The 23466-nt window shown below is 59.9% G+C and carries 19 protein-coding genes; 1 reads left to right on the forward strand and 18 read right to left on the reverse strand.

Features of this window, described 5'->3' with window-relative positions; genetic code table 11:
• Positions 1 to 2 precede the first annotated feature (2 nt).
• The 17 genes from ABIE13_RS23095 to ABIE13_RS23175 all read right to left on the reverse strand — a co-directional run bounded on the left by ABIE13_RS23095 (position 3) and on the right by ABIE13_RS23175 (position 21282).
• A complete protein-coding gene (locus ABIE13_RS23095; protein ID WP_436278461.1) occupies positions 3 to 1007 on the reverse strand; it encodes an ABC transporter substrate-binding protein in 1005 nt (334 codons plus the stop codon).
• Between the two features lie 163 nt (positions 1008 to 1170).
• The gene (locus ABIE13_RS23100; RefSeq protein ID WP_354447844.1) at positions 1171 to 1908 is read right to left on the reverse strand and encodes an enoyl-CoA hydratase/isomerase family protein; all 738 of its coding nucleotides are present in this window, start codon (positions 1906 to 1908) and stop codon (positions 1171 to 1173) included.
• Positions 1909 to 1957: 49 nt separating this feature from the next.
• Positions 1958 to 4078 carry an acetate--CoA ligase family protein gene (locus tag ABIE13_RS23105; RefSeq protein ID WP_354447846.1) on the reverse strand — a complete coding sequence of 707 codons (2121 nt, stop codon included), beginning with the start codon at positions 4076 to 4078 and terminating at the stop codon, positions 1958 to 1960.
• A gap of 388 nt (positions 4079 to 4466) precedes the next feature.
• Positions 4467 to 5906, reverse strand: a complete 1440-nt coding sequence (locus ABIE13_RS23110; RefSeq protein ID WP_354447848.1) for an NAD-dependent succinate-semialdehyde dehydrogenase — start codon at positions 5904 to 5906, stop codon at positions 4467 to 4469.
• A gap of 66 nt (positions 5907 to 5972) precedes the next feature.
• Positions 5973 to 7616, reverse strand: coding sequence for an ABC transporter ATP-binding protein (locus tag ABIE13_RS23115; protein ID WP_354447850.1), 1644 nt, complete (start codon positions 7614 to 7616; stop codon positions 5973 to 5975).
• On the reverse strand, positions 7613 to 8446 hold the full coding sequence (locus tag ABIE13_RS23120) for an ABC transporter permease (protein ID WP_436278462.1): 834 nt from the start codon (positions 8444 to 8446) through the stop codon (positions 7613 to 7615). The genes ABIE13_RS23115 and ABIE13_RS23120 overlap by 4 nt, the downstream gene beginning before the upstream one ends.
• A complete protein-coding gene (locus ABIE13_RS23125; RefSeq protein WP_354447852.1) occupies positions 8443 to 9420 on the reverse strand; it encodes an ABC transporter permease in 978 nt (325 codons plus the stop codon). The genes ABIE13_RS23120 and ABIE13_RS23125 overlap by 4 nt, the downstream gene beginning before the upstream one ends.
• A gap of 25 nt (positions 9421 to 9445) precedes the next feature.
• A complete protein-coding gene (locus tag ABIE13_RS23130; protein ID WP_354447854.1) occupies positions 9446 to 11026 on the reverse strand; it encodes an ABC transporter substrate-binding protein in 1581 nt (526 codons plus the stop codon).
• A 22-nt stretch (positions 11027 to 11048) separates the two neighbouring features.
• Entirely contained in the window at positions 11049 to 12431 is a 1383-nt protein-coding gene (locus tag ABIE13_RS23135) for an aminotransferase (RefSeq protein WP_354447856.1), read from the reverse strand.
• A 29-nt stretch (positions 12432 to 12460) separates the two neighbouring features.
• Positions 12461 to 13495 (reverse strand): histone deacetylase family protein, encoded by a 1035-nt coding sequence (locus ABIE13_RS23140; protein WP_354447858.1) that lies wholly within the window; start codon positions 13493 to 13495, stop codon positions 12461 to 12463.
• Between the two features lie 291 nt (positions 13496 to 13786).
• Entirely contained in the window at positions 13787 to 14824 is a 1038-nt protein-coding gene (locus tag ABIE13_RS23145; RefSeq protein ID WP_354447860.1) for an AraC family transcriptional regulator, read from the reverse strand.
• 405 nt (positions 14825 to 15229) lie between these two features.
• A complete protein-coding gene (locus tag ABIE13_RS23150; RefSeq protein ID WP_354447862.1) occupies positions 15230 to 16795 on the reverse strand; it encodes an acetolactate synthase large subunit in 1566 nt (521 codons plus the stop codon).
• A gap of 15 nt (positions 16796 to 16810) precedes the next feature.
• Positions 16811 to 17800, reverse strand: a complete 990-nt coding sequence (locus ABIE13_RS23155) for a Bug family tripartite tricarboxylate transporter substrate binding protein (protein ID WP_354447864.1) — start codon at positions 17798 to 17800, stop codon at positions 16811 to 16813.
• A 110-nt stretch (positions 17801 to 17910) separates the two neighbouring features.
• Positions 17911 to 18897, reverse strand: a complete 987-nt coding sequence (acuI, locus tag ABIE13_RS23160) for an acrylyl-CoA reductase (NADPH) (protein ID WP_354447866.1) — start codon at positions 18895 to 18897, stop codon at positions 17911 to 17913.
• Between the two features lie 104 nt (positions 18898 to 19001).
• Entirely contained in the window at positions 19002 to 19670 is a 669-nt protein-coding gene (locus ABIE13_RS23165) for a 3-oxoacid CoA-transferase subunit B (protein WP_354447868.1), read from the reverse strand.
• Complete coding sequence (locus tag ABIE13_RS23170; protein WP_354447870.1) at positions 19667 to 20365, reverse strand: 3-oxoacid CoA-transferase subunit A; 699 nt, start codon at positions 20363 to 20365, stop codon at positions 19667 to 19669. The genes ABIE13_RS23165 and ABIE13_RS23170 overlap by 4 nt, the downstream gene beginning before the upstream one ends.
• Positions 20362 to 21282 (reverse strand): enoyl-CoA hydratase/isomerase family protein, encoded by a 921-nt coding sequence (locus ABIE13_RS23175; RefSeq protein WP_354447872.1) that lies wholly within the window; start codon positions 21280 to 21282, stop codon positions 20362 to 20364. The genes ABIE13_RS23170 and ABIE13_RS23175 overlap by 4 nt, the downstream gene beginning before the upstream one ends.
• A 188-nt stretch (positions 21283 to 21470) precedes the next feature.
• On the opposite strand from ABIE13_RS23175, the gene ABIE13_RS23180 reads away from it, so the two are divergent.
• Entirely contained in the window at positions 21471 to 22256 is a 786-nt protein-coding gene (locus ABIE13_RS23180) for an IclR family transcriptional regulator domain-containing protein (protein ID WP_354447874.1), read from the forward strand.
• Between the two features lie 23 nt (positions 22257 to 22279).
• On the opposite strand, the gene ABIE13_RS23185 is transcribed toward ABIE13_RS23180, so the two are convergent.
• Complete coding sequence (locus tag ABIE13_RS23185) at positions 22280 to 23350, reverse strand: PDR/VanB family oxidoreductase (RefSeq protein WP_354447876.1); 1071 nt, start codon at positions 23348 to 23350, stop codon at positions 22280 to 22282.
• Between the last annotated feature and the right edge of the window lie 116 nt (positions 23351 to 23466).

Raw genomic sequence — 23466 nt, forward strand, 5'->3', positions numbered from 1 at the left:
CCTCAATTCACAATCTGAGCAGCTTCCTTCATCAAGGCATCAGACAGCTTGAGGCCTTGCCTTTCAGCAGCTCGTGGATTCACCACCAGAGACACGCCTTGGCTGGTCTCCGGCGCTATCGCCCCTGGGGGAGTGCCCCGAAGAATTCGGTCCACGATCTTTCCCGCCTGCCGACCCATTTCGTGGTTGTTCATGCCGAGTGCAGCCACGGCTCCGCGCTTGACGGAATCCACGTCGGCTGCCACCAAAGGAATCTTCGCCTCCACCGCCACACGCACCATGGATTCATACGCCGACACCACATTGTTGTCGGTGGTGGTGTAGATCACATCGACTTTTCCCACGAGGCTCTTGGCTGCGTGAGGAATATCCACCGTGCGCGGTGCAGCCGCTTCGACCACGTTCATGCCCCTCTTGGACAGCTCTGCCTTGAGTTCTTTCAACATGGATGTGGAGTTGGCTTCTCCTGGGCTGTACACATAGCCCACGCGCTTGGCGCCAGGCTTGACTTTGAGCAACAAGTCCACTTGCGCTGCCAACGGCAGGCGATCAGAGACGCCGGTCACATTGGTGCCACTGGGCTTCCAATCCTTGACGAGCTTCGCCGCGATAGGGTCTGTCACAGCGGAGAACACCACAGGAATGGTTTTGGTCACCGCGGCGGCGGCTTGAGCGGTGGGCGTGGCAATGGCCACGATCACATCCACTTTGTCGCCCGAAAATTTGCGAGCGATCTGCCCCGCCGTGGCCGTGTTGCCTTGCGCGCTTTGGTAGTGAAGGCGAAAATTCTTCCCGTTTTCCCAGCCTAGTGCCTTCAATTCGTCTTCCACCCCTTGGCGTATGGCGTTGAGCGCGGGGTGATCCACGATGGCCATCACAGCCACCACTTTAGGCTGCTGCGCTTGAGCAACGGACATCGATGCCAGAAGCGCCAGGACGGAGATAAGTCCAACCGCCCACTGGCGGGTATCGAAACGGAACATCAGCACGTACTTTCCGGAAATCATGAAAGGGCGTGATGTTCGCACAAGCCGGAGCGTGCTTGGCGCTTTGTCCGCCCATCCGATAGCGCCTGCGATAGCGCAGGCCAGAGCCTTGGAATTACCGAAATTCCCGCCCCGCCTGACGCACTGCCATGCCGCACGCGAAGTGCACGCGGTTACCGGGATTTCAACGGCCTGTGTAGTTGGGCGTGCGCTTCTCGCGGAAAGCAGCCATGCCTTCGCGGGTATCGGCACTCTCACGCACCACATCCAGTTGGCGCATGGTCTCCGACATGATCTCCGAGGGGCTCTTGGGCATCACGTGCTGATTCACGAACCGCTTGATAGTTGCGAGCACCAGGGGCGCGGAATTCGCCATGCTTTGCGCTTGCTCCATAGCGATTTCAACTTGCTTGCCCGTCTCAACCACATCGCTGGCCAATCCGACACTGTAGGCACGCTCAGCGCTCATCGGACGGCCCAGCAGCATCAAATCCATGGCAGCCTTGTGCGGTATGCGCGCAGCCAGGCCAGCAATCATGCCGCCGGTAAAGCCCAAACGGGCCTCCGGGTATGAAAAGCGGGTGTTCTCTGCGGCCACGATGAGATCGCACATCATGGTCAGCACCAAAGCGCCACCTACGACCCATCCCGCAGTCGCGGCGATGATGGGTTTGTCAGTGGTAAAACCGGAGCCCGGAATGCAGCGCCAAAGCTCGGGCAGATTGGTCACGTCGGCGCCCGATGAGAACGCATCGTTGCCAGAACCGGTGATGACCGCCACGCGCTGCTCCGAGGCATCAAACTCTGCAAATCCAGCCTGCAACTCGAGCGCTGTGTCTTTGCAGATGGCATTCTTGCGAGCGGGCCGGTTGATGGTAAATAGCGTGACTTTTCCGTGTTGCTCAATGATGACTTGCGACATGACGATCTCCTGAAGTGATGAGGTGATAAAAAAGACGATACAAGCCCGTTCAGGCGTTTCCAAGCCGCGCGCGTGCATCCACAGCGACAACGCCTTGCCCGGCCAACCTGACTTTCAAGGGATTGATTTCGATCTCGAAATCCGTGGCGCCGCCGCGCTCCTGTGAGCCTTCCAGGTCATGCGCCAACCAGCTCAAGCGCACGACGGCGTCCACCACGGCGTCAAGGTCCAGCGCACCCCGACCTCGGTAGGCACCAAGCAGGGGCGCAATCTTGAGCGCCTGTACAGCGCGCCGTGCGCTTGCGGCGTCAATGGGTGCTGGCATGACCGCCACATCCTCGAGCAGTTCCACCAACACCCCCCCTGCGCCCACCACGACCTGCGCTCCAAACTGCGGGTCACGACGAGCACCAACGAGCAATTCCAGTTCGCCACTTTCCTGCTTCTGAAGCGAATAACCTTCAATGCGCGCCTGGGGAGCTTCCCGGCTTACCCGAGCCTGCATGGTTTCCACGCGAGCGCGAAGCTCTTGGGCATCCGCAATGTTCAAGACCACGCCACCCACATCAGATTTGTGCGCGATATCGGGAGAGACGATCTTGAGCACCATGGGATAGCCGACATCGTCCGCGGCAGCCACCGCTTCGGCTGCACTCTTGACCAGGCGTTCCTGATTCACTGGAATGCCTGCGCTAGCCAGCCATGCTTTGGAGGCAGCTTCACCGAAAAGGCCTTCGCCCGGTGCTTGCAGTGGCGCCATGCCTGCAGGCCGCTGCGGCGCATCGGGCGCTTCATAAAGGGACCACGACTTCCAAGCCCGCAATATGGCCGTCCCTTCAGCCAGGGTATCCACGTAGGGCAGGCCGCGCTCGACGAGCATCTGCCTCGCTGGTTCAGCGACCCGCCCAGGCAGCATGACATAAAGCGTGGGTTTGCCGCCTGCCGCCGGCCGCTCCGCGCCGTCGGCCAGTTGTCGGGTAAATGCAGGTACATCAGGTGCCGTCGTCAGCACCATCAAGGCCAAATCTGTGGCGGCATCGGCCAGGGCAATCTCTGAGGTGAGCATGCCCAGCTTGGGTGTGGCGTCCGACTTGCGCCCACCAATGTCGACAGGGTTGGATGCCTGCCCTTCTGAATAATGCTCTGCCAGAGCGGCGCGCGTGGCATCATGAAACCGCGCCAAGCCAATGCCGCTGCTCGAGAGTTGATCCGCCGAAATGGCACCTCCACCGCCAGAGGTGGTCAGAATCGCCACATCCCGCACACGGCGGTTGGGGTAGCGCACCATGGCACGGGCCAGGCTGAGCATGTTCAGAGGGTCATCCATCATGATGACGTTCTCGCGCGCGCAGATGGCTTTCAAGGCCGCGAAGTCGCCAGCAAGACTGGCCGTGTGGGAGTAAGCAGCGCGGCGGCCGTCATCACTGGCGCCTGCCTTGACCATCAACCAGGGCTTTCCGGCCGCGCGCGCACGGCGCGCCAGATCGACAAATCGTTCAGGCGACTTGATACCCTCGACATAGCTGGTGATCACCTGAGTGCGCTCGTCTTCGATAAGGAACTCTATGAAGTCGCAGAGCTCCAGATCGGCCTGGTTTCCTACCGACACGCAGTGCGAGAAACCTATCCCCATGCCATAGGAGCGATCGAAGAGAGTACCCATGAGAGCGCCGCTCTGGCTGATGAAGCCGATGGGCGCTTCAATCAGACTCGGGACGTTGAGCGCAGGAGATGAACACAACACCAGCTTGTTGGTCGGGCTGATGAGGCCCAGGCAGTTGGGCCCGATCAGGCGCATGCCATGTGCCTGGGCCGCAGCGACCACTTCACGCTCCAGCGCCAGCCCCTGGGCACCCTCGTCCGAGAACTTAGATGTGATGATGATCCCCGCTTTGGCGCCGCGCGCCGCGCAGGCGGTAATCGATTCTTTCACCTTGTCGCGCGGCAAAGCCATGACCACCATGTCGGGCGCTTGGGGCGTGGCGTCGATCGAAGGAAAGGTTTTCAGGCCGAAAAGGCTTTCCCTGGCTGGATTGATGGGATAGACCTCACCCGCGTACTGATGTTGCAACAGGGTCTTGTACAACCTGCCGCCGAACTTCGTCTGGTCTTCTGAGGCCCCAATCACCGCAACAGAGCGAGGGTTCAGCAAATTCTTAAGAGTCGTCATGTGTAGCGTGGAAGTCCGGTGGAAAAGGTTGTGAAAGCGCTCTGGGCAGGCTCTCCAGACACCGCAGACCTGGATACAGTGCGTGAAAGGAAAAGCTTGCGCGGAGAAAGCTCAAGGGGGTCTTGAGCTTGCAGACCAAGCGAGCTAAGGCCCGAGCCGTTGATTCAATTTTGCACGCTGAGCCCGTTGCCGGCAGTCACTAAGAAGACCTGGTGCCTGCCTGGTGCCTGCCTGGCAGGCTGGGGGGCAATGGCGAGGTCAGGCCCTTCCCCGGCTTGATGCCGAGTTTTTTGCCAGACTACTGCGGTAACCAGCCATAACCCTGACAGCCTAGCGTAGCCACGCCGCTATAAGCACCCGGAGCACCCGGTTTTCAAAGCTGAGATTCTCAATCCATCTGAGTCACGAACTTGGTCACCAGATAGCCGTCAAAGGTCTCTGTGCCCCCTTCGCTTCCAATACCGCTGTCCTTCACGCCACCAAATGGGGCTTCGGGCAGTGCCTGTCCAAAGTGGTTGATGTTGACCATGCCCGCTTCCACACCGTTCTGGATTCGGAGCGCATTGCGGGTGTTGCTGGTAAAGGCATAGGAAGACAGGCCGTAAGGCAAGCTGTTGGCGCGTTGAATGACGTTGTCCAGGTCCTTGAAAGGCACGCAAGATGCAATGGGGCCGAAAGGCTCCATCTGCATAATTTTCGAATCGTCCGGCGCAGCCGTGAGTACGGTGGGTGAAAAGAAATTGCCCGAATTTCCAATCCGCTCGCCACCAGCTTCCACGCGCGCACCTCGCGTCCTGGCGTCTTCAACGAACTCACTCATGGCTGTCACGCGACGCTCGTGGGCCAGAGGCCCCATCTTGGTGCTGGATTCCAGTCCTGCGCCGACCTTGATTCCACGGGTCAGCTCAATGAACTTGGCCATGAAGCGGTCATAGGCGGGCTCTTCAATATAGAAGCGCGTGGGAGACACGCAAACCTGGCCGGCGTTGGTGAACTTGAATGCGGAGAGCATGGTCGCCGCGCGTTCGACTTCCGCGTCGGCGCACACGATCACAGGAGAATGCCCGCCCAGCTCCATCGTGATGCGCTTCATATGGCTTCCTGCCAGGGCGGCCAGTTGCTTGCCTACCGGCACGGATCCTGTGAAAGAAACCTTGCGCACGATGGGTGAAGCAATCAGGTACTCAGAGACTTCGTGCGGCACACCCCAGACCACGTTGAGCACACCGGGAGGAAGGCCTGCCTCATGGAACAGACGTGCAATCGCTACCACAGCACTTGGCGAGTCTTCGGGGCCTTTGAGGATGATGGTGCAGCCGGCGGCAATGGCTGCAGCGATCTTGCGAATGGCCTGGTTGAACGGAAAGTTCCAGGGCGTGAACGCGGCACATACACCGATGGGCTCACGCAGCACAAACTGGCGCACATTGGGCAGCCGGGGTGGAATGACGCGGCCGTAGATACGCCGGCCTTCTTCCGCATGCCAGTCACAATGGTCAGCACAACGCAGCACTTCACCCACCGCTTCCGCCAAAGGCTTACCCTGATCCAGCGTGATATTGCGACCAATCTCCTGCGAGCGATCACGGCTGAGCTGCCCCACCTTGCGCAGCAGTGCACCGCGCTCCGTTGGCGAGACGTGACGCCAGGTGGTAAATGCGCGTTGCGCCGCCGCAAGCGCACGGTCAAGATCAGCACGGCTGGCGTGAGGAAGCTTGCCTATGGTCTGGCCCGTAGCGGGATCAAGCACCGCCTGCTCCACTCGGCCTTCGCCTTCGCAGAATTCGCCGTCAATATAGAGCGCCAGCTTCTCATATGCGTTGGACATGGAAAACTCCTGAAAATATCTGAATCAATTCGTTCAAAAATAATGGAAGCGGTATTGCGCGCCGTCCTAAACCAGCAAGCGCTCCGCTTCTTCGACGTCACGCTCCCAGGCCTGTCCCGGCATGGCCTCGAACAAGCTGCGTGTATAGGGATGCGCTGGCGCGCGGGAGATGGCTTGAACCGTGCCGGTCTCCACAATGCGGCCTTTGTGCATCACGGCAATGCGGTCACAGATCTGGCTCGCCACCCTGAGGTCATGGGTAATGAAGAGCATCGCCAACCCCAGGCGATCACGCACCTCCCGCAGCAAGCCGAGCACCTGCTGCTGCACGGACACATCAAGTGCAGACACCGCTTCGTCCGCAACGATGAGGCGAGGCTGCATCACAAGTGCCCGCGCAATGCCGATGCGTTGCCGCTGCCCCCCACTGAATTCGTGCGGGTAGCGGTTGACCACGCTTTCATCCAACCCCACGACCTTCAGGACTTCGCGCATACGCCGATCGGCCTCCGTCTTTTCCACGCCGCACAGGATGGCGTTCTCCGTGACAATGCGCCCCACCTTGTGCCTGGGATTCAAGGAGGCAAAGGGGTCCTGGAAAATCATCTGGATCTGTGGCCGCAACGCCTTCAGCTGCCGTCCGTGCCATTCATGCACCGGCTGGCCTTGAAAGAGGATTCGACCGCTGTCCACGTCCAGCAGACGCATCACGCATTGGCCCAGTGTGGTCTTGCCCGAACCTGATTCACCAATCAGGCCCACGGTCTCGCCCTCTCCAATCACAAGGCTCACCTCATCGAGCGCGAGCGTGCGAGACTTGCCTCCGAAAAGTCCCAGACCTCTTGAACGGTAGCTCTTGCTGACTTGCTCAATGCTCAGAAGAGGGCTAGACGCCTCTGCACTGCCAACGGCATCCCGCATGCGCGGAACCGCGTCGATGAGCCGGCGGGTGTAGGGATGGACGGGCTGGCGCAGAACCTGCGTTGCCTCACCGCTTTCAACCACTTTTCCGTGCTGCATCACAACCACGTGGTCCGCGATGTCCGCCACCACACCAAAATCGTGGGTGATAAACAGAACCCCTATGCCATGCGTGGCTTGCAGGCGCTTGATCAACGCAAGGATTTGAGCCTGCGTAGTGACATCCAGCGCGGTGGTGGGTTCATCGGCGATCAGCAGACGAGGCTCCAGTGCCATGGCGATGGCAATCACCACGCGCTGCCGTTGCCCGCCGGAAAGCTGAAATGGGTACCGGTGGCGAAGCGTTTCAGGTGTAGGCAGACTCATCTCAGTCATCAGCTCCACGACCCGGCGCTCACGCACTTTCGCGTCCTGCTGGCCGTGCACCATGAGCACTTCGTCAATCTGATCGCCGACGGTCATCACCGGGTTGAGCGCCGTCATAGGTTCCTGAAAGATCATGCCCATGCGCGCTCCGCGCATGCGGCGAAGCGACTCGGCATCCAACGCCAGCAGGTTCTCACCCTCCAGCGCGATCTCACCGCCCGTCACGCGAAGCGTTCGCTCCGGCAACAGGCGCATCACCGCATTGGCCATCACCGACTTGCCGGAGCCTGACTCTCCTACCACGCAAACCGTCTGTCCTGCACGGACGTCAAGAGACACGTCTTCCACGGCGAACTCGCGATCACCGCCAGGGGGCAGGGCCACGCACAGGGTCCGAATACTCAGCAAAGGTTCCTTGCTCATGAATGCCCCCTGCGCCTTGGGCTTAGTGCATGGTTCAATGCGTCTCCCAAGAAGTTCAAGCCCAGTACAGTCACGAAAATCGCCGCCCCGGGAATGGCCGAGAGCCACCAACTCTGGAGCAGCGTCGTCCGACCGGCACCGATCATGAAACCCCATGAAATCATGCTGCGGTCTCCCAAACCCAGAAAGCTGATGGCTGATTCCAGAAGAATCGCCGTCGCCATCATGAGCGATGCCGCCACGACGATGGGTGAAAGCGTATTGGGAAGGATTTGCCGGAAAACGATTCGCAGATCAGATTGCCCCCCGAGCACCGCGGCCTTGACGAAGTCACGTGTGCGCAGCGAGAGGAACTCCGCCCGCACCAGCCGTGCGACCGAAGGCCAGGAGATGACTCCGATCGCTCCTACGATGGAATACATCGATGGGCCGAATATCGCCACCATGAGCAATGCGAGCAGAAAGCCAGGGATGGTCTGGAAGATCTCTGTGAACCGCATGATGCTGTCATCGACCCAGCCTCCGTGGTAGCCCGCCACGGCGCCAAGCACCGTCCCGACCGAGACCGCCACCAAGGTGGCCACAAAGCCGATCAACAGCGACACCCGTGCCCCATGGGCCACACCCGCCGCCACGTCACGCCCGAGCATGTCCGTTCCAAACGGGTAACCCGGGCTGAAGGGCGGTAGATTGGGATCCGCAACCATGGACCAGGGGTCACCCGGATACAGCCAATGCGCTCCCACGGCCACAAGCATGATGAAGGCCAACATCGTGGCACCAGCGATGCCGGCCGGCTGGCGCAGCAATCGGGACAGCAGATCCTTCATGTTTGAAGCTCAATGCGTGGATCCGCCAGGCTGTAGAGCAGGTCGGCGATCAGGTTGAAGATCACGACCATCACCGAGCTGACGAAGAACACAGCCAGCAGAAGGTTGTAGTCGCGTTGGAAGAGCGCATCGAACGCTAATCTTCCGATGCCCGGCCAGGCGAACACAGTCTCGATCAGCACGGAACCACCGAGGATGTGCCCCGCCTGAAGCGAAATGAAAGTGATGACCGGCAGCACCGAATTTCTAAGAATATGGCTGCGCCACACGCGCCCCTCTGGCACACCTTTGGCTCTGGCAGTTTTGACAAAGTCCTGGTCCATCACCTCAAGCGCTGCCGCCCGCGTTACCCTTGTATAGATGGCCACATAAAAAAGCCCAAGGGTCACGGCAGGCATGATCAGGTGGTGAGCCACATCCATGATCGCCGCCCAGCCGGTCAGGTCCGCGCCCACGGTGCTCATGCCGTAGGGTGGAAACCAGCCCAGTTTCATGGAGAAGAAAACGATCGCCAGCAAGCCGATCCAGAACAGGGGCATGGCGAAGAACACCAGAGAGCCCGCCGTGATGAGGGTGTCAAACCACGTCCCTGCCCTTCTGGCTGCTGCAATGCCCAAACTGACGCCCACAGCAACGGAGAAGACGAAGGCGCTCAGCGTCAGCAGCAACGTAGCCGGAAGCTTCTCCAGCACGATGTCCTTGACAGGCCTGTTTTCCCGGTAAGAGTTTCCCAACTCGAAGCTCAGCAGTTGCTTCATGTACGTCAGCAACTGAACGGGCACCGGCTTGTCCAGCCCGTAGTCCTGGCGAATCCGCTCGACGAAACCGGCATCGACCGCGCCCGCTTCGCCCGCCAGAATGGTGGCTGGATCGCCAGGCGCTGCACGAATGAGCGCGAAGTTGATGGCGATCACACAGAGGATGACCAGCACTGCCTTGAAACAGCGCCGCCCGAAAAATAGAAATCTATCCATGTGAGCCCTGTACTCCGGAAACTGCTTACTTATCCAACCAGACGTCGGCGAAGTTCTCGTTCATCCCCTGGCCTGTGGTGATGAGGTTCTTCACCTTGGTGCGATAGACCGTGGGCATGATCATCTGGTGCGTCCAGAGAATCGGCAACTCGCGAGAGAGCGTTTTTTGCAGTTGCGAATAAAGCTTGGCCCGTTCCGCCTTGTTCGTTTCCTGTTCGGCCTTGATGAGCAACGCGTCGACTTCTTTGTTGACATAACCATCAATGTTCGCGGCAGTCCCACGGTTCAGTTGGTTGGTAGACAGGTAGGTCTGGCTTACACCAATGGCGGGATCTCCAAGAAGGTAGACGAAGTTGTACGCCAGATCGAAATCACCCGATGAAGCACGTGAGAACCAGCCGGGTACGTCGGTGGCCACGATGGTGGTCTTGATGCCTACTGCGTTCAAGCGCTCACGGGTGTATTCGGCAAGTCTCTGCCAGGTTTCGCCATAGGGTAAGGGCAGCAAGCGCAAGCTCACACGCGTGCCGTCCGCCCCAGGTTTGAGGCCCATCTCGTCAAGCAGCGCTTTGGCGCGCGCGGGGTCATACGGGTACTTGGTCTCCACACTGGCATCACGGAACGCATAGCCTGGTGGAAAGGCGCCGTGGACCGGTTCCCCAAAGGTCGAGAAGATGTTCTTGATGATGAAGTTCCGGTCAATGGCGTGCGCTATCGCTTGTCGGAAGCGCAGGTCACCAAGCGGTTTGTTGCGCAGATTCATGTTGAGAAAGCCTACCGGCTGCAGAAACTCCCATCCGGCCTTTGTCAGGCTGACGCCGGGTGCCGCGGCCAGGCGCGCAATCTCGAAGTTCTCGACATCTCCTGCGCGGATCGCATCCACTTTGCCGCTTTCAAAGGCAATGGAGCGCCCCACCGCATCGGGAACAATATGAAAGAACAGATTGTCGAGATGCGGCTTGCCCTTTTCCCAGTAGTCGGTGTTTTTCACCAGCTTGATGAACGATCCCCGGCGCCATTCACCCATCTTGAAGGGGCCGGTTCCCACGATGGTGTTGTTGACCTGAGTCGTGCGGTAGTCGGTCACGCCTTCGTAGAGGTGCTTGGGCATGATGGTGCCGCCCACGACCTCGAAGATGTACATGAACGCCGGGTAGGGCTGCTTCAATGTAAACACCACGGTCAGATCATCAGGCGCCACTATGCTGGCCACCTGCTCCATGATCAGCTTGGTGCGTGCAAACGTGACAGGCAAATAGTCTTTGAAGCTGAAAAGCACATCGGCCGAAGTGAATGGCTTGCCGTCGTGCCATTTGACGCCAGGACGCAGCTTGAAGGTATAGACCTTTCCGTCAGGTGAGATCGTCCAGGACTGAGCCAGTCTCGGAATGGGTTCCAGCTTGGGTGTGAGCGAGATCAAGCCCTCATAGATCTTGCTGCCCACGAAGGAGCTGGGGCCCAGCTTGGCCAGGCCAAGGTTGATTCCAGGCGGCTCAGGATTCACGATGAGATTGAGCGAACCACCTGCACGCGGTGCCTGTGCAAAAGCGGCACCGGCCAACAGGGCCGCACCTAGGGTGAGTGCAATTTTCTGGACGATCTTCATGGGGAGTCCTCTGGAAAAGGGATCAGGCAGGAACAGCGGCGCCAAAATGCGCCTGCGCTTCATCAAGGGCTTTGGCAAGACCATCGACCAGCTGATCGATGTGCTGGCGTTCGCTGATAAGCGGTGGGCACAGCGCAATGCAGGTGGAGATGGCGCGCACGATCACGCCGTGTTCCATGGCCTTGTTTTGTATCCACGCGCCAATGCCGGCCTCCGGGGGGAATGGGGTTTTCGAGGCCTTGTCAGAGGTAATTTCCACGGCCGCCAGCAACCCCATGCCGCGCACCTCGCCTACCAGCGGATGACCGGAAAGCTGGTTGAGGCGTTCGAAGAAATAGGGCGCTACGGACTGCACGTGCTCGACGATCTTGCGCTCTTGATAGATCTTGATCGTTTCGAGAGCTACCGCAGCGGCCACTGGGTGTGCCGCATAGGTCAGGCCATGGGCAAACGCGCCATGCTTGCGACTGCCCGCTTTCAGCGCGTCATGAATGGCATCGGTCAGCAACAATCCAGAGATGGGTTGGTATGCGCCCGACAGCCCCTTGGCCACCGTCATCATGTCTGGTTTCAAGCCAAAACTGTCGCTGCCGAACATCTGACCCGTACGCCCGAACCCACAGATGACCTCATCGACGATGAACAGCACGTCGTATTTCTTCAAGATGGCCTGCACCCGCTCGAAGTAGCCTTTGGGAGGCACGATCACGCCACCTGAGCCTGAGATGGGCTCGGCAATGAAGGCAGCCACCGTATCCGCGCCCTCTTCAAGAATCATCTTCTCGAGGTTGTTGGCCAGGCGTTCAGCGAACTGCTCTTCGCTCTCACCAGGCTGAGCAAAGTGGTAATGGCTCGGGCAGTCCGTATGCTTGACCTGAGGAATAGGCAGATCGAAATCCCGGTGCACATGCACCAGCCCCGTGAGGCTGCCCGAGGCCACGGTCACACCGTGATAGCCATACAGGCGTGAGATGATTTTCTTCTTCTTGGGCCGGCCCAGCAGATTGTTGTAGTACCAGACCAGCTTGATCGCTGCATCGTTGGCTTCAGAGCCGGAGTTCGCGAACAGCACATGGTTCAAGCCCTCCGGCGCAATGGCGGTGAGCGCTTCAGCCAGCTCAATGCCCGGCGGGTGGGAACGGTGGTTGAACAGATGGTAGTAGGGCAGCGTGTTGAGCTGTTTGGTGGCAGCCTGCACCAGGCGCTTTTCCGAGAAACCCAGCGATGCGCACCACAGGCCCGACATGCCTTCCAGGTACCGGTTTCCGCTCTCGTCTTCTACATAACAACCGTCACCACGAGTGATCACCAATGGACCACGGGTATCGTGAGCATCCAGATTGGAATAGGGATGCACGACGTGCGCAACGTCTTTCTGCCAATTGGCGCTCTTGGGGGTACTCATGAGATGTTTATCCTGGTGTGGTGAAGAAATCAGCCGGCGTTGCGAGCTCGCATAAAGCCTTCGAGGAAGGCCGAGAGGTTCTCGCCGAGCTTTTCAACGAGATAGCCTCCCTCCTGAATCAGGACCACTGGTCCGCGGTAGGCGCCAATGCGCTCACCCGCACCGCGGAAACCTTCGGTGCTGACAGCCAGATCCGACGACGGATCTCCCTTGAAGGGATCGAAGCCCAGTGAGATCAGAAGGGCCTTGGGCGCATAGGACTGAATCGATGCCATCCCCTGGTCAATGGCGGCCAGCCAGACGGGGTCTTCCGACTTCAGGGGCAGTGGCAGGTTGAGGTTGTGACCCTCGCCCTCACCTTCCCCGCGCTCATCAGCGTAGCCTGCATAGAACGGGAACAGCACGTTCGGATCGCCATGCACCGAGACGAAATGCACATCGCGGCGCTTGTAGAAGATGGACTGGGTGCCGTTGCCGTGGTGGGTGTCTATGTCGAGAATCGCCACCCGCCCCAGTTGGCTGGCCATATAGTTGGCAGCAATGGCTACGTTGTTGAGATAGCAGAAGCCCCCACCGAAATCTGCATAGGCGTGATGACCGGGGGGGCGGCACAGCGCATAGGCTTCGCGCTCACCTTCCTGGACCAACTTCGCTGCTTCCAGCGCTGCATGGGCCGAACCCACTGCGGCATCCCAGGTGCCTTCTGCCAGGGGTGATGACCCGCCCGCAAGATAAAAGCCCACCTGCCCCTGAATACTGGAAGGACGGCGACGTGAGCTGTAATGCGCAAAGGCATGAGGATGAATCAGGGGCGTGGCATTAGGCAACTCGCGCCAGCGTGGATAGGCGCTGGAGAGAAAGTCCAGATAGCCGGCGTCATGGACTGCCGCTATCCACTTCTGATCCCAGCCCTGGGGGCTGACCTGCTCATGGCCTTGATCCAGAAGCTGCTTGAGCAGCGCTTCGGCGCGCTCTGGAGATTCCAGGTTGGCAACCATGGTGCCACGCACCATGATTTGATCGGGGGCGTGCTGACGATGCAAAGGAGAGAAGGTGAATTTCACGGCAGATTTCCTGAATACGTGTGCACAGCGTAGTCAGTGAAGCCGGAAATTAATTGACCAATCGCGACAATCCGCCATGTGGCCGCCAAGTACCTCCACAGCAGCAGGAACGCCGGCCGTCATGCGCGCGCTCTTGACTCCTGTCGCCGCTTTCTATTGATGTTTTCGTAGTTCATGACAATCAACCTATTACCGTTCACGCTGAGCCTGTCGAAGCGCCGCGCAAGGCTTCGACAAGCTCAGCCCGAACGGGGTTGGGTCCTGACTCGTGAAGGTTTAAATGGTCCCAACTCAGTGAATCGGGCCAGCGAGCGCCGACTGACGGAATGCACTGGGGCTTTGCCGCGTATAGCTGCGAAATGCCCTGGTGAACGCACTGGTCTCGCTGAAGCCCAGCTGATCCGCAATATCCATCACCGCCAGAGTGCTTTGAGACAGCATGTGCTGCGCCGTCTCCATGCGCACCTGCGCCAGCAGCGGCTGGAAACTGATGTGCTGCTCCTTCAAGCGCCGCTGCATGGTCCTTGGGGTCACGCCGAAGTCGGCCGCAGCGTGGTCGAGCGTGGCACGCCCCATCCGCACCGCATGCACCATCCAGGCACGAAGGGCATCTTCCAGAACCTCGGGTTCTTGCCCGGCTGGCATCATCCGCTCGAGATGAGCGCAGAAATCCGCATACCGTCTGGAATCAGCAGAGGCAATGGGTTGACTGAGAAGTTGAGGCGAAAAATGGAGTGCAGTATGCTGGGCATCGAACACCACCGGGGCCCGGAAAACCCGCTGATAAGGGGTCTGCAACCGGGGTGCCGGGGCGGACAGTGTCACGTGATCCAAGGCCCACGACTCGCCCACACCCCGGCGAAGTGAACGACACAGCTTACCCAGGGTGTAGGCGGCGTCGTGTAGACGATCTGTGCCCGCGAGATTGTGTATGTCGTAGATCAAACGGGCGCTACCCTGGTTCTGGACCAGCTCGACACGGGTACCTGTCTGCACCACAGGAAAATAGCGCGCCAGAGACTCCAGTGCACTGCCTACAGTAGGTGCATAGAGAAACAAGCCACCGAAAATGCTGTGGCTGGGTCCCATGTCAGTGCAGGCCATATCAAGCCCCAGGTGGGCACGCCCACTCTGCTCCGCCGCGCTGGAGAGCATGCGCGTAAAGCCCAACAGGGAGGTTTTGGAGGCCTCAGGCGAAGGGCGGTGTGCAGGCCAGGCCAGAAAGGCACCGTCTGCAGGAATTTCGTCGCGCAGCAGGTGATGCATGAGATGGGTGGCCACACGATTGGCTTCAGCACTGATCGCGCCCACGACGAGTCGAGTGGTCATTGCAGCAGGTTTCGGTTGGATGAGAGGCGGCTATTCACATCCGGATCGTGGCACGGGTTCCGCAAAATAGAACTACCGTTTTATAATTTGCAAATGCGGATTTCGCATTAGGGCAAACCCCAGGACCGATCCAGTGCGCTGTCCTTTGCAAGAATCGAGCCAGCCAACAAGAAGTTATTCGGACTTCTTGGCAGGGGGATTGCTCTCCGGGCTGCGACCTTTTGCGCCACCTGATGCCCTCAAATGTCAGCGCTGACACGTTCGAGCGGCTCCCGTGCCGAACGAAGCGCGAAGAAACTTGCGTGGCTTTGGGCCAGCGCCCAGTCAATCTGCATGAGGGCGTGTGTGCAGTGCCGCACGCACCGAAAAGATCGCTGGCAGCATGCAGGAGCGCTTTCTAAAGGATCAGATCAGGGCTTCAATCAGGAAGGGTCCGGGCGCCGACAGCCCCGCGCGAAGTTGGCGGATAAATTCTTCTGCCGTGCGGGCCTGTACGGCTTCTACGCCCATCCCTTGGGCTATCAAGGTCCAGTCGAGTGCGGGATTTTCCAAATCAAGCATGCGCTGCGCATTTCCGTTGGGGAGCGCACTGCTTCCTACATTGACCATCTCTCCGTGCAAGATGGCGTAGCTTCGGTTCGCCAAGATGATGGTCAGGCAGTCCAGCGACTCCCGGGCTTGCGTCCACAGAGCTTGCAAGGTGTACATCGCGCTGCCGTCGCCTTGCAATGAAATGACCTTGCGCTCAGGACACGCTACAGCGGCACCCACCGCAAGGGGCAGCCCCATGCCAATGGCGCCGCCCGTCAACTGCAGATAGTCGTGGGGGGCCGCATTCAAACTTGCGGCCGGGAATTCGCGCCCCTCGGTTAGCCCTTCATCACAGATGATTGCATGTTCGGGTAGGTAGTGGGCCAGGATACGACTGACCACGGCACCCGTAAGGGGACCGGTCGAAGGATGAGTGGCCACTTCATTTTGTAGGCGCAGACTTGGCGCACCCACGGGAATGCCTAGTTCCTGCGCCAGCAGTTGGAGGCCAACAAGGACATCTTGCCCCGGCGCCGCCAGTTGAATGCACGCACAACCCTCAGGCATAAGCACACTGGGCATGTTCGGGTAAGCAAAGAAGGCCACAGGCTGACGTGCCCCAACAAGTACGAGTTGCTGCACGTCACTCAGAGCGGCCTGCGCTTGAGCAACAGAATAGGGAATGCGAGCAATGGGCACACGGTTACGTCCGCGCTCCATGCGCTGGTTGGAGGTCTCTGCGAGTAACCTTACTCCTGTGGCGCACGAAATCGTGCCCGCCAGATCCAGCGCCTGACCTCGCAAGGCGGCACCACCCAGCAACAGCAATGCTCCAGGGCCGTTTGCGCGGATCGCCTTGGCGGCATCACGCACCTCATCCTGAGAAGGCACCGCCAGAGGTGCTGGTACGTGGGGACTTCGAGGCTTTTGTCCAGATGGGAGCTCAGACCACGCCGCATCTGCGGGAAGAATCAGGGTGGAGATCTGTCCACCGGCCTCACGAGAGGCGCGGATGGCCTCGCACGCATCCTCCGCAACGGTAGCTGCACTGCGCGTCCGGCGAACCCAGTGCGACATAGGCTTGGCCAGGGAGACGATGTCACTGGTCAGCGGTGCGTCGTGCTTCAGGTGATAGCTGGCGTGGTCTCCAACGATGTTGACCATGGCGCTGCCCGCACGCTTGGCGTTATGAATGTTGGCCAACCCGTTCGCCAAGCCCGCGCCCAGGTGCAGCAGCGTCGCTGCGGGCCTCTGCATCATGCGTGCATACCCATCAGCAGCGCCCGTCGCCACGCCTTCGAACAACCCAAGGATGCAGCGCATTTCCGGTTGGCGATCCAGCGCACTCACGAAGTGCATCTCGGAGGTCCCTGGATTCGCGAAGCAAACGTTCACATTATTCGAAAGGAGCGTTTCGCACAGGCTCTCGGCGCCGGTCATTGGGTGTCTCATCGCTCAGAGCGCACCGAACGCCTTCATCTGCGCCGGCATGGCGGCATACTGGCTTCGCATGTAGTCGTCATAGGGTTTTCCGATACGCACCCACCTTGCCATGTTGAGCCTGTCAACTATTTGTTGGTGCTCTGGGTCTGCCACCGCCTTGCGCATGGCGTCTTCCAGACGGGCGATCACCGCAGCAGGCATTCCGGCGGGTCCTCCTAAACCGTAAGGCAGAGTGGTCGTGGCGTTGATCCCCAACTCACGCGCTGTAGGTACTTCAGGCCATTGCGGCAGGCGCTGGTCTGAGGACACCGCCAGCATGCGCAAACGGCCGCCGCTCACGGTGCCAGCCAAGGCGCCGATCGCGTCACAGATCAAATCGATCTGCCCACCAATAGCGGCGGTAATGATGGCGGCGCTGCTGGGGTAAGGCACGCCCAGATAGCTGGCGCCCGTCTGGCCTTCCAGCAACTTCATGGCCCAGGAAGGCAACTTGGGCGAGCCCGCTGCGCCATAGCTCAGTTTGCCTGGAGACTTCTTGCCTTCCTCGACCAACTGGTTCAGTGACCTGATGGGCGAATCGGCCCTGACCGCCCAACCAAAAGGAACGGAGGCTCCCACGCCGATGTAGGTGAAGTCTTTCGCAGGGTCGTACTGGGTATTACCTAACAAATGCTCGCGCATCATCACTTCGGTTAGATTTCCAATGGTGTATCCGTTCGGTGCTGCATTCTTGATGTAGGCCGATCCCACAGCACTCCCGGCGCCCGGCTTGTTGACGATCACGACCGACTGCCCCAGTTGCCTGGAAAGGATCTGTCCGAGGACACGGTAGTAGCTGTCGCTGCCACCTCCCACGCCGTAGCACACGACCAACTCGATGGGCTTGCTTGGATAGGAATTCGCATAGCCTGGAAAAGCCACTGCGGCTGCGCCTGCGCTAAGCAGCCCCAGGGTTTGACGCCGGTTGAGTGGCTTACGCGAAGATGTGGGTGTGTCGCACATGAGGTTGATGTCTCGCTGTTCTATGAATGAGGAATCGGAGAAGCGATTGCTCGTCTCAGCAATCGTGAGTCAAAGATTGACTAGGCAGAGGACGGGCCCATCTCACTGGACTAGAGACTCGGATCGACCAGCACCCGGCCCCGAATCCGCCCATCAAGCAGTGCACCAGCGGCGTCAATGGCATCTTCCAAAGAGAGCACACGCGGGCACAGCAGGCGAAGGGTGTCGGCATCGACCTCACGAGCCAGCGCCTCCCAGGCTGATTGGCGCCGCGCCAAGGGTGCCATCACGCTATCAACACCGGCCAGGGTGATGCCGCGAAGAATGAACGGCGCGACCGATGCCGGCAAATCCATGCTCTGAGCCAGCCCGCATGCGGCAACCAGCCCTCCATATCGGGTGGCCGCGCAAACGTTGGCCAATGTCGCGCCACCCACACTGTCAACCGCGCCAGCCCAGCGTTCCCTTTGCAATGGCTTGCCCGGATTGGAAAGTGTTGCCCGGTCAATCACTTCAGCGGCGCCCACCTCGAGCAGGTGTGGCGCTTCCTCCGTGCGCCCCGTGGACGCCACGACTCGATAGCCGCGCCGGGCCAGTAAAGCAATCGCGAAGCCACCCACTCCGCCATTGGCACCGGTGACCAGAACGTCTCCTGCGTCCGGCCCAATGCCAGCTTTCTCCAGCGCCTGTACACATAACATCGCCGTGTACCCAGCAGTTCCGATCGCCATTGCATCCTTGGTCGTCAACGCGGGAGGCAGATCGATCAGGTACTCAGCCGGTGCTCGCGCCATGGCGGCAAGCCCGCCCCAGCGGGTTTCACCGACGCCCCAGCCGTTGAGCACTACTGGTGCACCGATCGCGAAGCGGGGGTCGGTGCTGGATTTCACCCTTCCTGCGAAATCAATGCCGGGCACCATAGGCCAGGTCCTCACCACCGGCCCTCTGCCGGTGATGGCCAGTGCGTCCTTGTAATTCAATGTGGAGTACTCGACCTCCACGGTCACCGCGGCGTCTGGCCACTGCACCTCGTCGAGGTCGGTCACCTGCGCGAGGGTTGCACCGCCGTCCTGCGTCAGCAAGATTGCTCTAGGCATGTATCGTTCTCCATTTCAAGTGTTGTCAACGACAACGAGGTATGTCAATTCCTGAGGGCTGCAAGCCGTTGTCTACCTGGCCCCCGCGGTGCATTGCAGTCAGATCAACACGGAATGCATAACGGCGCCACGTTCGCAGCAAATGTCAAAGGCAAACCGGTTCGAGACTGCAGCTCCTCGCGCGACAGATCCGGCAGCATGTCGCTCACGATGGCGCCCTTGCTGGTCAGATCGATCACGGCAAGATCGGTATAGATGCGCCGCACCACTCCCGCGCAAGTCAGGGGGTAGCTACAGCGCTCCAGGATCCGGGGCGTGCCATCAGATTGGGTGTGAGCCATCAGAACCCAGACGCTGCGTGCCCCTCGCGCGAGATCCATGGCGCCACCTATGGCCGGCAGCCTATCGTCATGCGCTCGCGACCAGTTGGCGAGATCCCCGTTGCCAGCTACCTGGAAGGCGCCAAGCAGGCAGAGGTCGATGTGGCCGCCACGAACGAGCGCGAACGACTGAGCCTGGTCGAAGATGCTCGCACCGCGTGCCATGGTGATGGGAACCTTGCCGGCATTGATGAGATTCGGAACGATCTCATCGGGCCGGGCCAAACGCCCCATGCCAAGAATTCCGTTCTCGCTGTGCAAGATGACTTCATGGCCAGTCCGGATATGGTTGGCCACACCTTCTGGCAATCCGATCCCTAAGTTGACGGCCATGCCGTCTTCAACATCCTGCGCTGCGCGCCAGGTGATCTGATCTCTTGTCAACGGCTTCATGCCAGAGCCCTTTCCCAGACACGCGCATCGACGGGTTGCGTGCGAACGACCGCATCCACCAAGATGCCCTGGGTCACCACGTGTTCAGGGTCGATATCGCCTAGCTCCACGACCTCATCCACCTCAGCGATGACCGTGCGAGCCGCCATGCACATCAGCGGCGAGAAGTTTCGCGCCAGCCTGTCGTATGTGAGATTGCCCCAGCGATCGGCACGCCCCGCCTTGATCAGGGCCACATCGGCGGTGAGCCCTGTCTCCAGCACACAACCAAGTCCATTGAACTCGCGCGTTTCTTTGCCGCGTGCGGTAGTCGTGCCAAATCCGGTAGGACAGTAGAACGCCGGAATACCTGCGCCCGCAGCGCGCATCCGCTCGGACAGCGTGCCCTGCGGCATCACTTCGAGCTCAATGGAGCCGGCTTTCACCATCCGCTCAAGCTCCACCGCCAGATCGCCGCGAGGGTAGGAACAGATCATCTTGCGCACGCGACCACTGAGCAGCAACGCAGCGAGTCCGACGCGCCCTGTTCCCGAGTTATTGCTGACCAGCACGAGGTCACGCACCCCCCTGTCGAGTACTGCAGCTATCAACATGTTGGGGCGCCCGCATTCGCCGAAGCCCCCAATCATGAGACTGCTCCCATCTTTCAGGCAAGACAGCGCTTTATCGACATCCGAACGTATCTTGTCGATCATTTGCTGGCGTCCCCTGCTCCGTTCCCCGTGGCGGACAGCGGATTCGGGCGGGCTGACTTCGGTCCGAAGGGTTCCGGCAGAAACGGGCCATCCCGCTGCGCCACAAAAGCGCGCATTCCCTTCAGACGCATCGTTTCCCACAGCTGCAACCGCTCTTCGTTGTTCGATGCATGCGCCAACGCAGACAAAGGCGCATTCAAAGCCAGCCCTGCCTGCAACCCCGATGCCAACAGGCCTGAACAGGTCACGGCCTTGTTCAGGCGAACTGAGGGCTCGGGTACAAGGGCGATGCGTTCGGCAAGGGCGCAGGCCCGCGCCATCAACTCATCGTGTGGCACCACCTCGTTGACGATACCCAGGCGATAGGCCTCCGCCGCATCCATGTGATCCCCGGTCAGCCCGAACCGATGAGCTGCCTTCCATCCCACCAGGGCAGCCAACAGAAAGCTGGTGTTGGAGACATGACGCACCTCAGGTTGCGCGAAAACGGCCTTGTCGGAAGCGAGCGTGATGTCTGATGCCAACGCATACCAGAACCCCGCGCCCATCGCCCACCCATTGATGGCCGTAATGACGGGAATGGAGATGTGCCAAATGCGCATCAACCGCTCCAGTCCTCCTCCGTCTATGTTCATCCAGCCCTTGAGCAACTCAGCGTTGGACAACTCGCTTGCCCCCAGCAGGGAGGGCCGGTCATCGCCAGGGCCGCGGGAGATGTCGTAGCCGGAGCAGAACGCGCTGCCCGAACCTGTGAGGACAACGGCTCTGATCTCGGGGTCGGCATCGGCACGGTTGATGGCGTCCCACATCTCCGACTCCATCTCGGGAGAAAGCGCATTCATGGATGCAGGGCGATTGAACGTCACCACCACGATGGAGGTAAGACGGTCGACGACGATGTTTTGATAGGCGGTCACTGAATCTCCACGAGCCAAATACGGCAATGTCTGGATTAATTTCTTGCGCTATGCGCAAACTTTTGCGCATAGCGTAATCATAAATTTGCCTCGTTGGTTTTGTCAAGTAACGCTCAGCGCATAATTGCGAGCCGCATTTCCTTGCGGCATCGACCAATCTGAAGCGACCACTAAAGGAGAGCAGGGACTTGAGCAAGCAAAGTGATGAGATGGAATCGACACGCTCGGACCGGGTCAATTCACTTGCTAAGGGCCTTCAAGTCTTGTTGGCGTTTGGCCGCCGCCACACCCCCATGACCATCAGCGAAGTAGCGAAGGAGGTTTCGCTCACGCCGGCTTCTGCACGGCGCATGCTGTTGACGCTCGTTGATCTTGGTTACGTCGATCAGACCGGCAAACGGTTTTCCGTGGGGCCCAGGGTGCTTGATCTGGGCTATTCCTATCTCGCCTCAAAACCGATATGGCAGCTGACGCAGCCCGTTCTGGAACGCTTCAGCGACGCGCACCATGTCTCGGCCGCAGCTGCCGTGCTGGACGGCTGCGACGCGCTCTACACGATTCGTGCAAACTCGCATCAGCCCATCCAGGTGATGGTCAGCACGGGAACGCGCCTGCCGGCGCACATCACGGCGATGGGAAGAGTGCTTCTGGCCGCTTTGCCGCCCCAGCGCCTGGACGAAGTCATCAGCCAGATCAAATTCGACAGTCCCACAGAAAGATCTGTCGCCAACGCACAGGAGCTGCGCACCATCCTGGCGGACATACGCCGTGATGGGTATTCCATAGTCGACGAAGAGTTGGCCTTTGGCCTGCGGGCTGTCGCCGTGCCACTTCGCAACCGAGCCGGGGAGGTGGTGGCCTCCATCAACGCCTGCGGTACTCTGCGCAGCCTGGAAATCTCAGATCTGCGCGAGCGGGTGCTACCAGCGCTTCAGCTGGCCGCACAGGAAATCCGCATGCACTTGGCCGACTAGGCGTGAGGCTCGCGATCAACAGGTCACAAATCCAGCACCATTCGATCAGAGCGGCAGCGTGAAACACAAACCATCATCGACTTCTGCGCCGCCTTCTGAGCACCGCTGAGCACACTATCGCGGTGCTCCGCCTCGCCTTCCAGAATGCGGGTTTCGCAAGCCCCGCACACGCCCTCTTCGCAACTGAATTCAATGTCCACTCCGGCATCCAGAAAGGCCTGCAGCGCCGGTTTGTTTTTGGGTATCTCCATGGTCATTCCGCTCTTGCGAAGTTCCACCGTGCAATGACCCGTCAACGCTGTTTTCGGACTGACGGGTTGGTCAGCCTTGAAGCGCTCGACATGCACGTTGGCAAAGCCCAACTCTGCGCAAGTGGACTCAAAGTTGGTGAGCATGGGTGACGGGCCGCAGCAATAGAAGTGATCACGCGGCTGGTGTGCTGCCAAGAGCGAGCGAAGGCACGGCGCCCCCCCCGCCTCGTCATCGAAGTGCGTGTGCAAGCTAATTCCTCGGCTCGTCAGGTGCACCAACTCATCCAGAAATGGTGCACTGCTGCGGCTGCGGGCACACAAGATCACGTGGGCACCGCGCCCCAGCTGCACCAGTCTGCGCAGCATCGACAGGATAGGTGTCACGCCAATACCGCCTGCCACAAACACTGAGTGCGCGGGCTGCTGCTCATTCAACGCAAAGAGATTCCGTGGCGATGAAATGGGGATGTGATCACCCGCACGCAGATGTTCGTGGATCCAGCGCGATCCGCCGCGGCTCGCGTTGTCGTTGAGCACGCCAATGGCGTAGCGGTTGTGCTCCCCTGGTGCGTTGTGTAGAGAGTAGCTGCGCACCATGCCGCTTTGCAGATGCAGATCGATATGCGCGCCCGCCTCAAACGCCGGGAACGTCTCTCCCGCTGCAGCAGGGCACAGCTCGATGCTGACTACGCCCGAGCAGACCGTGCTCACCGCTTTCACCAGCGCAGTAAGGCGCCCGGAATGCGCCACGCCCCCCAGAGACGCCGCAGCCGGGGGTGAGAGCGGGTCGGCGGAACTCGGCGACTCCGTCGTGTGAGCTTGTGCAACCAGATGAAGGGTCATGATGGGTTCTCCAGGGCCGTGGCAGGAAGCGATCTGCGACGACCCGTTCAGGGATCAGGGATGGATTGAGCATGTGTGTGCGTTATTGGCGCTTCCTAACGAAACACCGCCGCACA

The organism is Ottowia thiooxydans (assembly GCF_040548795.1).
In the GTDB taxonomy this organism is placed as follows: Bacteria; Pseudomonadota; Gammaproteobacteria; order Burkholderiales; family Burkholderiaceae_C; genus Ottowia; species Ottowia thiooxydans_A.

Bases quoted from the DNA above. Each gene is read 5' to 3' on its own strand.
- ABIE13_RS23095 (WP_436278461.1), bottom strand. From the start codon at position 1,007: ATGATTTCCGGAAAGTACGTGCTGATGTTCCGTTTCGATACCCGCCAG.
- ABIE13_RS23100 (WP_354447844.1), bottom strand. From the start codon at position 1,908: ATGTCGCAAGTCATCATTGAGCAACACGGAAAAGTCACGCTATTTACC.
- ABIE13_RS23105 (WP_354447846.1), bottom strand. From the start codon at position 4,078: ATGACGACTCTTAAGAATTTGCTGAACCCTCGCTCTGTTGCGGTGATT.
- ABIE13_RS23110 (WP_354447848.1), bottom strand. From the start codon at position 5,906: ATGTCCAACGCATATGAGAAGCTGGCGCTCTATATTGACGGCGAATTC.
- ABIE13_RS23115 (WP_354447850.1), bottom strand. From the start codon at position 7,616: ATGAGCAAGGAACCTTTGCTGAGTATTCGGACCCTGTGCGTGGCCCTG.
- ABIE13_RS23120 (WP_436278462.1), bottom strand. From the start codon at position 8,446: ATGAAGGATCTGCTGTCCCGATTGCTGCGCCAGCCGGCCGGCATCGCT.
- ABIE13_RS23125 (WP_354447852.1), bottom strand. From the start codon at position 9,420: ATGGATAGATTTCTATTTTTCGGGCGGCGCTGTTTCAAGGCAGTGCTG.
- ABIE13_RS23130 (WP_354447854.1), bottom strand. From the start codon at position 11,026: ATGAAGATCGTCCAGAAAATTGCACTCACCCTAGGTGCGGCCCTGTTG.
- ABIE13_RS23135 (WP_354447856.1), bottom strand. From the start codon at position 12,431: ATGAGTACCCCCAAGAGCGCCAATTGGCAGAAAGACGTTGCGCACGTC.
- ABIE13_RS23145 (WP_354447860.1), bottom strand. From the start codon at position 14,824: ATGACCACTCGACTCGTCGTGGGCGCGATCAGTGCTGAAGCCAATCGT.
- ABIE13_RS23150 (WP_354447862.1), bottom strand. From the start codon at position 16,795: ATGACCGGCGCCGAGAGCCTGTGCGAAACGCTCCTTTCGAATAATGTG.
- ABIE13_RS23155 (WP_354447864.1), bottom strand. From the start codon at position 17,800: ATGTGCGACACACCCACATCTTCGCGTAAGCCACTCAACCGGCGTCAA.
- acuI (WP_354447866.1), bottom strand. From the start codon at position 18,897: ATGCCTAGAGCAATCTTGCTGACGCAGGACGGCGGTGCAACCCTCGCG.
- ABIE13_RS23165 (WP_354447868.1), bottom strand. From the start codon at position 19,670: ATGAAGCCGTTGACAAGAGATCAGATCACCTGGCGCGCAGCGCAGGAT.
- ABIE13_RS23170 (WP_354447870.1), bottom strand. From the start codon at position 20,365: ATGATCGACAAGATACGTTCGGATGTCGATAAAGCGCTGTCTTGCCTG.
- ABIE13_RS23185 (WP_354447876.1), bottom strand. From the start codon at position 23,350: ATGACCCTTCATCTGGTTGCACAAGCTCACACGACGGAGTCGCCGAGT.